Source organism: Flavobacterium selenitireducens (assembly GCF_014748335.1).
Taxonomy (GTDB): Bacteria; Bacteroidota; Bacteroidia; order Flavobacteriales; family Flavobacteriaceae; genus Flavobacterium; species Flavobacterium selenitireducens.
This window is the reverse complement of sequence record NZ_JAAVIY010000024.1, coordinates 1-8,473: the sequence shown is the minus strand read 5'-3', so window position 1 is coordinate 8,473 and position 8,473 is coordinate 1. Positions and strand designations below refer to the sequence as shown.

Sequence of the window (8,473 nt, the reverse complement as noted above, 5' to 3'; positions counted from 1 at the left end):
CGCGCATTCGCGGCAAAAAAAGCCAGCGGCGCAGCGAAGCGGAGCCGCAAAACGCCCAACAAAAAATCATTAAAAAATTCGCGCATCCGCGGCAAAAGAAAAGCCAGCGGCGCAGCGAAGCGGAGCCGCAAAACGCCCAACAAAAAATCTTCGAAGATTCGCGCATTCGCGGCAAAAAAAAAGACCAGCGGCGCAGCGAAGCGGAGCCGCAAAACACACCAACCTAATCCAATTATCTCATCATCTAATTTTCGCATCAAATCACCTCACCCACCAATTCGCTAACTGCCCCATTCGCTAATTGCCTATCTTTGCCTCATGTACTCAAAAGAAGAAGCCCAACGCATCAAACACGAATTCTGGATCGCTTTTGCCGAAAAGTATCCACGCAAATGGGTTTTGTACGACACCAAAATCAAAGATTTCTCCCTTAAATTCCATGTAGACAACAAAAAAGCCGAAGTCATGTTCTCGATGGAGAACCGCGATACGGAAAAGCGCTACGCCTACTTCGATAAACTGCTGTCGTTGCAAGCGATTCTGCTCGACGAATACGAACCGGAAGCCATTTTCGAAAAAGATGTCTACCTCGAAAACAAAACCCTGAGTAAGGTTTGGGTCGAAAAGTCCGGGATCAGTGTCAACAACCGCGCGACATGGGACGAGATTTTCGATTTCTTCAACGACAAAATGGATGTCTTCGAACGCTTCTTTTTCGAGTTTGAAGATTTTATCAAAGACATCTGAAATTGACATTCGCGAGCCTTCGCTAACCCAAATTTAGCGTTTGGGCCACTTTCCAAAACCTAATCACAATATGCCCTTAACGGGTTGTTTAAACCGTGGCGATAATTTCGCACCCGAAACCTAAACAACCAATTCCATGAAAAGATGGCTACTCTGTTTTGTGCTGTCGATGTCCGCTTTGGCGTCGCACGCACAAAAAAACGGCGTGATTTCCGGCAAAGTCACAGAAAAAGACAACAATTTCTCGCTTCCGGGCGCCACCGTGAAAATCGTGGGCGACAACCGCTATACGATTTCCGACCAGATCGGGGACTTTGAATTCCTCAACGTTCCCGCCGGAAAATACCAGGTCGAAGTACTTTATATCGGTTACGTAACCCAAACCGGCGATGTGACCGTCGAATCCGGCAAAACTGCCGTCCTGAATCTTCAACTGAGCCCGAATACCCAAAATCTCGAAGAAGTCGTCGTGGCGAGCGACCGGGCGCAAGGACAATCGCGGGCGCTCAACCAGCAAAAAAACAACCGCAACATCACCAACGTGATTTCATCGGACCAGGTCGGGCGCTTCCCTGACGCCAATATCGGCGATGCCTTGAAACGCGTCACGGGTGTGACCATGCAGAACGATCAGGGAGAAGCGCGCAATATCATCATTCGCGGATTGGCACCTTCGCTGAATTCGGTTACGATAAACGGCGACAGGATTCCGTCCGCGGAAGGCGACAACAGAAACGTTCAGATGGATTTGATCCCTTCCGACATGATCGCTACGATTCAGGTCAACAAAACGCTGACGCCGGATATGGACGCCGACGCAATCGGAGGTTCAGTCAATCTCGTGACGAGAGCGACTCCAAACGGTCAGCGCATTTCAGCCACGGTCGCTGGCGGCTACGGCCCGATTCGCGAAAAGGGAATTTACACGGCCGGCCTGGTTTACGGAAACCGTTTCCTGCACAACAAATTCGGGATCGTCCTCAGCGGTTCGGTCAACAGCAACGATTACGGGTCCGATAACATCGAAGCTGCCTGGTCGCGCGATGATTTCGGCAACACTTACGTGGAAGAGGCCGATATCCGCAAATACGACGTACAACGCATCCGAAGGAGCTTTTCGGCCGCCGCCGATTACAAGTTCAACGACAACCATAGCCTTTTTGCCAGCGCCATCTACAACTGGAGGGACGACCGCGAAAATCGCTACGCACGAACGGTTTCCCTCGATCCTATTTATGGTGAGGACGAAGAAACTCTCGTCGGATTTTCAGGAAGCGTCACGCGTCAGACCAAAGGCGGTATTGACAACGATCGCAACAAAAGCAGGCGTCTCGAAGACCAGCGTGTGCAGAATTATTCGCTTCGGGGCGAACACTTAATTTCGCCTTCGGTCGACATGGATTGGAGCGTGAATTTCGCAAAAGCGCGCGAATATCGTCCGAACGAACGCTACATCAGCTATGTACTGGAAGACCTCGAAATTCTTTCCGATCTGAGTGATCCTAAGAAACCAGTGTTCACACCGATTGGTGAAGATTTGGCCGCGTCCGAACTCGATGAACTTACGCAAAATACGGATGACACAGAAGAAAAAGAATGGGGCGCACGCCTAAACCTTCGTTTTCCGTTTTCGATCATGCCCGATCAAAAAGGCAGAATCCGCATCGGAGGGCGTTTGCGCTTAAAGGAAAAAACCCGCAATAACCGCTTCTTCTCCTACACGCCAATCGCCGGAATGGAATCGTTGGCGGACGTGCAAACGGTGTTTTACGACGGCAACGGGTTCAATCCGGGAAGCCAGTTTGCGTCGGGAACATTCGTCTCCGCAAATTACCTTGGCGGGCTTGATTTGGGAAATACCGCTTTGTTTGAATCGGAGGCAGAACCGTCGGAATATCTAGCTGTGAATTACAACGCGAAAGAAAATATCTACGCGGGTTATGTGAGATGGGATCAGGATCTGACGGGCAAATTGTCGATGATTTTGGGCGTCCGCATAGAAAATACAAAAATCGATTACACTGGAAACCGTGTGCTTGACGAATCGGAACTCGATGGCAGGATCAATACAGAGAACTCCTACACGAATGTGCTTCCAAATTTGTCTTTCCGATACGAAGCGGCAAACGATCTCGTCTTAAGAGCCGCCTTTACAACCGCGTTGGCGCGTCCCGATTATTACAAATTGGCGCCTTATGTCGACATCATCGCCGAAGATTCCGAAATAGCGGCGGGCAATCCGAACCTCGATGCCACGTTCGCCTACAACGTCGACTTTATGGTGGAGAAATACTTCAAATCCGTCGGAATATTGTCGGCAGGAGCGTTTTATAAAAAACTCGACGATTTTATCTACACGTTCAATAATTCCGGATTCACATCTGACGATTTCGCCAACAGTTTCCCGGACCAGGCCAATCCGATCCCGGTTGGCGAAGAATGGGAGTTCATCCAGTCGCGCAATGGCGACCGCGTGGACGTTTATGGGTTTGAAGCGTCGTTCCAACGCCAGTTCGACTTCTTGCCTGGCCGCTTCCTTAAAGATTTCGGCATCTACCTTAACTATACTTACACCCATTCAAAAGCCGACGGCATCACGGACGAAGACGGAAACGAACGCCTCGATACCGAACTTCCTGGGACGGCTCCCCATATGTTCAACGCGTCGCTCTTTTGGGAAAACAAGCGCTTTTCGATACGCGTTTCCGGAAATTTCACAAGCGATTACCTCGACGAGCTTGGCTCGGAACCATTCAATGATTCCTATTACGACCGACAGTTCTTCCTCGATGCGAACGCTTCGTACAAGATCACGCCGAACCTCCGCATTTTCGCCGAAGCCAATAACCTTACGAATCAGCCGTTGCGCTATTATCAAGGAACGTCGTCGCGTTTGAGACAGCTCGAATTCTACGAGTCGCGTTTCAACCTTGGGCTCAAACTGGATTTTTAATATTGACTAAATTAGCGTCGGTGATCTTCGTCGGCGCTTGCCATTTATTATGAAGAAAATAGTTTACATAGGATTTGCCGTAACGGTTTCAGCTTGTTCGGGAAGCAAACTCGCGGCTGTGCGTCCCGATGCGGTCGCGCCAACCGTCGTAACCCAAAAAACGCCTCACGATACGGACGATCCCGCAATTTGGGTAGATCCCAAAAATCCGTCGGCGAGCCTGATTATTGGCACGGACAAGGATTCAGACGGAGGATTGTACGTTTATGACCTGAGCGGGAAAATTATCCGAAAATCGATCCCTTTGAAACGGCCGAACAATGTCGATGTGGCTTACGGTCTGGAAATCAGCGGACAAAAAACAGACATCGTCGCCACGACGGAGCGCGAAACGAATTCCCTGCGCGTTTTCAGCCTTCCCGATTTGACACCCGTCGACAACGGCGGAATCGCGCTTTTTGACGGAGAAACCGAACGAAGCCCTATGGGAATCGCATTCTATACTTCGGAAAACGGAAAAATCTACGCCATCGTCGGTCGAAAGACCGGCCCGTCCGAACATTATCTGTGGCAATACGAATTGTCCGATAGCGGAAACGGAGGCGTAAAAGCTTCGGTCGTGCGAAAATTCGGAAAGTTCAGCGGCAAAAAAGAAATCGAGGCGATCGCTGTAGACAATGAAGCCAAGTTTGTGTATTGTTCGGACGAAACCGTCGGAATCCGGAAATATTACGCCGACCCGAAAGCGTCCAACGAGGAACTGGCGTTTTTCGGGCAAACCGGTTTTGCGAGCGACCACGAAGGCATTGCCATTTACAAAACGGGCGAGAAAACCGGATATATCCTGATTTCCAACCAACAGGCCAACACTTTCATGGTGTATCCGCGAGAAGGAATTCCAGGAAAACCGAATGAACACCCGTTGCTTGCCGAAGTTCCCGTTTCGACGATCGAATGCGACGGAGCCGACGCGATCAGCCTACCGCTGAACAGTGTTTTTCCTCAAGGATTTTTGGTGGCCATGAGCAATGGTATGGTTTTCCACCTTTATGACTGGCGTCAAATCCAACAGCGTATCGACGCACAAAGAAATTAGAAATTCCGGCTTATGTCGTAACTTTGCCATCCAAAAACCTGCTTATGCCCACCACGCATTTTTCTGTCTCAAAATCGTTTGTTGCGATTGCTCTCTTGTTTTTCGGACTCGCCTCCATGGCCCAAAAAAAAGGAAAATCGGAAATTCAAAGACCAAAACTTGTAATCGGGATCGTCGTAGATCAAATGCGCGCCGACTACGTTTACCGATTTGCGGAATACTATGGGGAAGGCGGTTTCAAACGATTTCTAAGACAGGGATTCGATTGCCGCAACACAAATTACAATTATGTTCCGACCTACACGGGACCGGGACACGCCGCCATTTATACGGGAAGCGTTCCTGCGTTCAACGGCATCATTTCCAACGATTGGTACGACAGGAGTTGGGGCAAAGTGCGGTATTGCGTGAGCGACCCGAACGTGAAATCTGTAGGGACTGAGGCCTCGACCGGAAAAATGTCTCCGGCGAGTTTACTGTCGACGACGGTCACCGACGAATTGCGACTTTCGAACAACAAACAATCCAAAGTTATCGGCGTTTGCCTCAAGGACCGCGGATCGGTTTTGCCGGCCGGTCACATGCCAACCGGGGCGTACTGGTTCGACAACACGACCGGAAATTTCGTCACGAGTTCGTTTTATGCCGATGACTTACCGCAGTGGGTAAAGGATTTTAACGCAAAAAAGCTTCCTGATTTTTATCTGTCAAAGCCATGGGAAACGGTATACCCGATCGAGCGTTACAAATTGGGCCTTGCGGACGGAGATGACTATCGCAACAATTTCAAAGGAGAAACAACGGGGAAGTTCCCTCATAATTTGCCTGAAATACGGAAGAACCTGGGATATGAACTACTGCGGAAGATTCCGATGGGCAATACGTTCACGCTCGATTTTGCGCTCGAGGCCATCCAAAAGGAAAATCTCGGAAAAGGCAAATACACGGATTTCCTGGCGTTGAGTTTTTCCTCCACGGATTACGTCGGGCACCAGTTCGGCATCAATGCCATTGAATTGCAGGACACATACGTCCGATTAGACAAGGATCTCGAACGTTTATTTTCCTATATCGACAAAAATATCGGAATGGAAAACGTGCTGATCTTCCTCAGCGCAGACCACGGAGCCGCCCAAACTCCGGACTACCTGACCGATAATGGCGTCCCGGCAGGATTTCTTCCGGAAACGGAATTTAAGAAACAACTCAACGAATTCGTGAGCGAAAACTTTGGGAAAGGCGACTGGATTGAGGATTACGGAAGCCAGCAAATCTATCTAAACTACAAGACTATCGACGAAAAAAAAGCCGACGTTTCTGCCATCGTACAGAAGTTGCGCCAATATGTAAAGAAATTGCCGGGCATACAGGAAGTCTGGGATATTCACGATCCCGAGGCTATTGTAACATCCGGTAACGAGCATCATTCCCGCATCGCAAACGGCATCCATCCGAAGCGTTCGGGCGATATCGCCATCATGCTGCAACCCGGATGGCTCGAAGGCGAATATTCCGCCCACAAAGGGACGACGCACGGGAGTGGATGGTCATACGACACCCACGTTCCGTTGTTGTGGCTCGGATGGAAAATCAGGAACGGATCGTCGTCGGCCCCGGTCTACATCAGCGACATCGCGCCAACGGTAAGCGATTTGTTACACATCAGTTTTCCCAATGCCACCGTCGGCAAACCTATTTCCGATATGATTCTCAAAAAGTAACCTGGCTTTTGAACGTAATATTTTCGATATCTGCAGGATTCAGTTGATATCGGAAAACCGCCTGGTCGCCGATTGCAAAAAGCGCGTCACCTTTGATGATTACGTCAAAACAATTTTTCGGAATGGCGGTCACCAAAACGGGCTCGCCAGGATTCGCAATGTCGAACACCTTGATAACATCGTCGCAAACGAACAGGTAATCATGATAAAGTCCCAATCCACGCGGCTTTGTAAGATTTCGTTGATGGATAAGTACGGGACTTAACAAATTCTGTGTGTCATAAACTTGCAGCACGTTCAACGGGCCGCCGCACGCCGCATCGGAGTGAAGCGTCACAAAACTGTGGGTTTGATTGGCAACGACCGGATCGCAAGCCCTCATATGCTGAGCACTCGATAAAAAAGTCGGGTTTTCAGGCTGGGCGACCGAATAAATATACATGCCGTCACGCGAACCGATGTACAAATTCTCACCAAAGCTGAACAGTGTTTCGATGTCCCATCCTATCTGGATTTCATTCACTTTTACGGGATGGTTGCGATCGATGACCGAAAACACGTTGAGCGTGCTGTGGTCTACAGTATACAGATAATTGCCTTTTAGCGCAAAAATGGCAAGCGAGCCGCCTTGTCCGTCACCTTTTCCAGGCGATAAGCCGTCGCTGTCTGAGGAACATGCCACCAACGCGATTGCAAATAACAGGAGTAGTACTATTTTTTTCATGTCAGTCGATTGGTGTCCAGTTGATAATGATTTCGTTTTCTTCGAGTGCGGCATAACTCGCATCAGGTGCCATTTTTTGAGGAAAGACATTACGGTTGCGGTCTTTGAGCGATAAGGTATTGTTGTCGGCGTCGTATTGTACGGTAACCAAATCTACCGCTTGGTTGATGTAGATCGTGGATTCCCGTATGGCGACATCGGTCGCGCCCGGAATGTTCAGGAATGCAAGAGGTTGCGGCTGGGAAGGATTCGCATAATTGTAAATGTGGAACCCGCGATTTACATCATTTACGACGAGCAGATTGCCCTGAATATAAATCTTTCCGGATTTCTGGACATTCTGTGCCGGCATCAGTTGTACCGAACTTTCGAAAATTTCCCGCTCCATGATTTGCGGTTCGTAGTTTCTCGAATTGGGAACGGAATCGTCGACGTTATTCCATCCGATGCAGCCGGCAAAAAATAGCGGCAGTGCTAAAAGTGTACATTTGTATTTCATTGGTCGGTTTTGACTTTAGAGTCATCCTCGGTAAAAAGGTTGCGTCCCAATATGTTATGAGATTGTTTTTTGGCGTGCCGGCGGCGTCTTCACGAGCAAATAAAGTAGAAGAAGCGGTGGTGCCGCCGTCGGGCTGTCCGCTGTATCTTTTGCCAAACCGCAAAGGTTCAGCCTCTTTTTCGTCGCTTTTTCGGGTAAAAACCTTTGCGGTTTAGGCAAAAGGATGCCGCTTCCATCCCTCACGCAACCCGTCCGGATGCGCCAGGACAAGAAGTTGGCGGTCATTTTTCTACAAAAAATCCTTTGTTTGCCTTGCCCGTTCGCGCTGACAACCCTCCCGTCACATTTGGAGCAACGGTATAAAACAAAAAACCCTTCCTGTTTCCGGGAAGGGTTTCTAAAAGAAAGGCAGCGACATACTCTCCCACAAAATTGCAGTACCATCTGCGCAGGCGGGCTTAACTACTCTGTTCGGGATGGGAAGAGGTGAGCCCCGCCGCAATAACCACCTTAAGTCGTTACGCGATCGGATTTTCGATCACATTATATTATTGACAAACTGGGATAAAAATAGACAAAGTGTGTTAGAAAGTGTCCCTCCGCCCTTGCGGGCGGAGTGGAGTGCACATAAGCTTACGGGTTATTAGTACTACTCGACTATGACATTACTGCCTTTACATCTGTAGCCTATCGACGTGGTCATCTTCCACGACCCTTAAAAGAAATCTCATCT

At 49.2% G+C, this 8,473-nt stretch carries 7 protein-coding genes and 2 rRNA genes; 5 read left to right on the top strand and 4 right to left on the bottom strand.

Annotation, left to right across the window (positions count from 1 at the left end; all coding sequences use genetic code 11):
• The 5 genes from HC229_RS16380 to pafA form a co-directional block, all read left to right on the top strand.
• Positions 1 to 227: hypothetical protein (locus HC229_RS16380; RefSeq protein WP_191021585.1), on the top strand; the 227-nt coding region annotated here is incomplete at its 5' end.
• A gap of 91 nt (positions 228 to 318) precedes the next feature.
• Positions 319 to 747, top strand: coding sequence for a DUF4268 domain-containing protein (locus tag HC229_RS16375; protein WP_191021584.1), 429 nt, complete (start codon positions 319 to 321; stop codon positions 745 to 747).
• Between the two features lie 136 nt (positions 748 to 883).
• Positions 884 to 3,700 (top strand): TonB-dependent receptor, encoded by a 2,817-nt coding sequence (locus HC229_RS16370; RefSeq protein WP_191021583.1) that lies wholly within the window; start codon positions 884 to 886, stop codon positions 3,698 to 3,700.
• A 49-nt stretch (positions 3,701 to 3,749) separates the two neighbouring features.
• Positions 3,750 to 4,796, top strand: a complete 1,047-nt coding sequence (locus HC229_RS16365) for a phytase (RefSeq protein WP_191021582.1) — start codon at positions 3,750 to 3,752, stop codon at positions 4,794 to 4,796.
• Positions 4,797 to 4,840: 44 nt separating this feature from the next.
• Positions 4,841 to 6,517 carry an alkaline phosphatase PafA gene (gene pafA / locus HC229_RS16360; RefSeq protein ID WP_191021581.1) on the top strand — a complete coding sequence of 559 codons (1,677 nt, stop codon included), beginning with the start codon at positions 4,841 to 4,843 and terminating at the stop codon, positions 6,515 to 6,517.
• Here pafA and HC229_RS16355 read toward each other — a convergent pair.
• From HC229_RS16355 to HC229_RS16340, 4 genes are all read right to left on the bottom strand, one after another.
• Positions 6,507 to 7,241 carry an LVIVD repeat-containing protein gene (locus tag HC229_RS16355; protein WP_191021580.1) on the bottom strand — a complete coding sequence of 245 codons (735 nt, stop codon included), beginning with the start codon at positions 7,239 to 7,241 and terminating at the stop codon, positions 6,507 to 6,509. The two genes, pafA and HC229_RS16355, sit on opposite strands and share 11 nt — an antisense overlap.
• A 1-nt stretch (position 7,242) precedes the next feature.
• Entirely contained in the window at positions 7,243 to 7,740 is a 498-nt protein-coding gene (locus tag HC229_RS16350; protein ID WP_191021579.1) for a hypothetical protein, read from the bottom strand.
• Positions 7,741 to 8,143: 403 nt separating this feature from the next.
• A 5S ribosomal RNA gene (rrf, locus tag HC229_RS16345) occupies positions 8,144 to 8,253 on the bottom strand.
• A gap of 110 nt (positions 8,254 to 8,363) precedes the next feature.
• A 23S ribosomal RNA gene (locus tag HC229_RS16340) occupies positions 8,364 to 8,473 on the bottom strand; the annotation flags it as partial.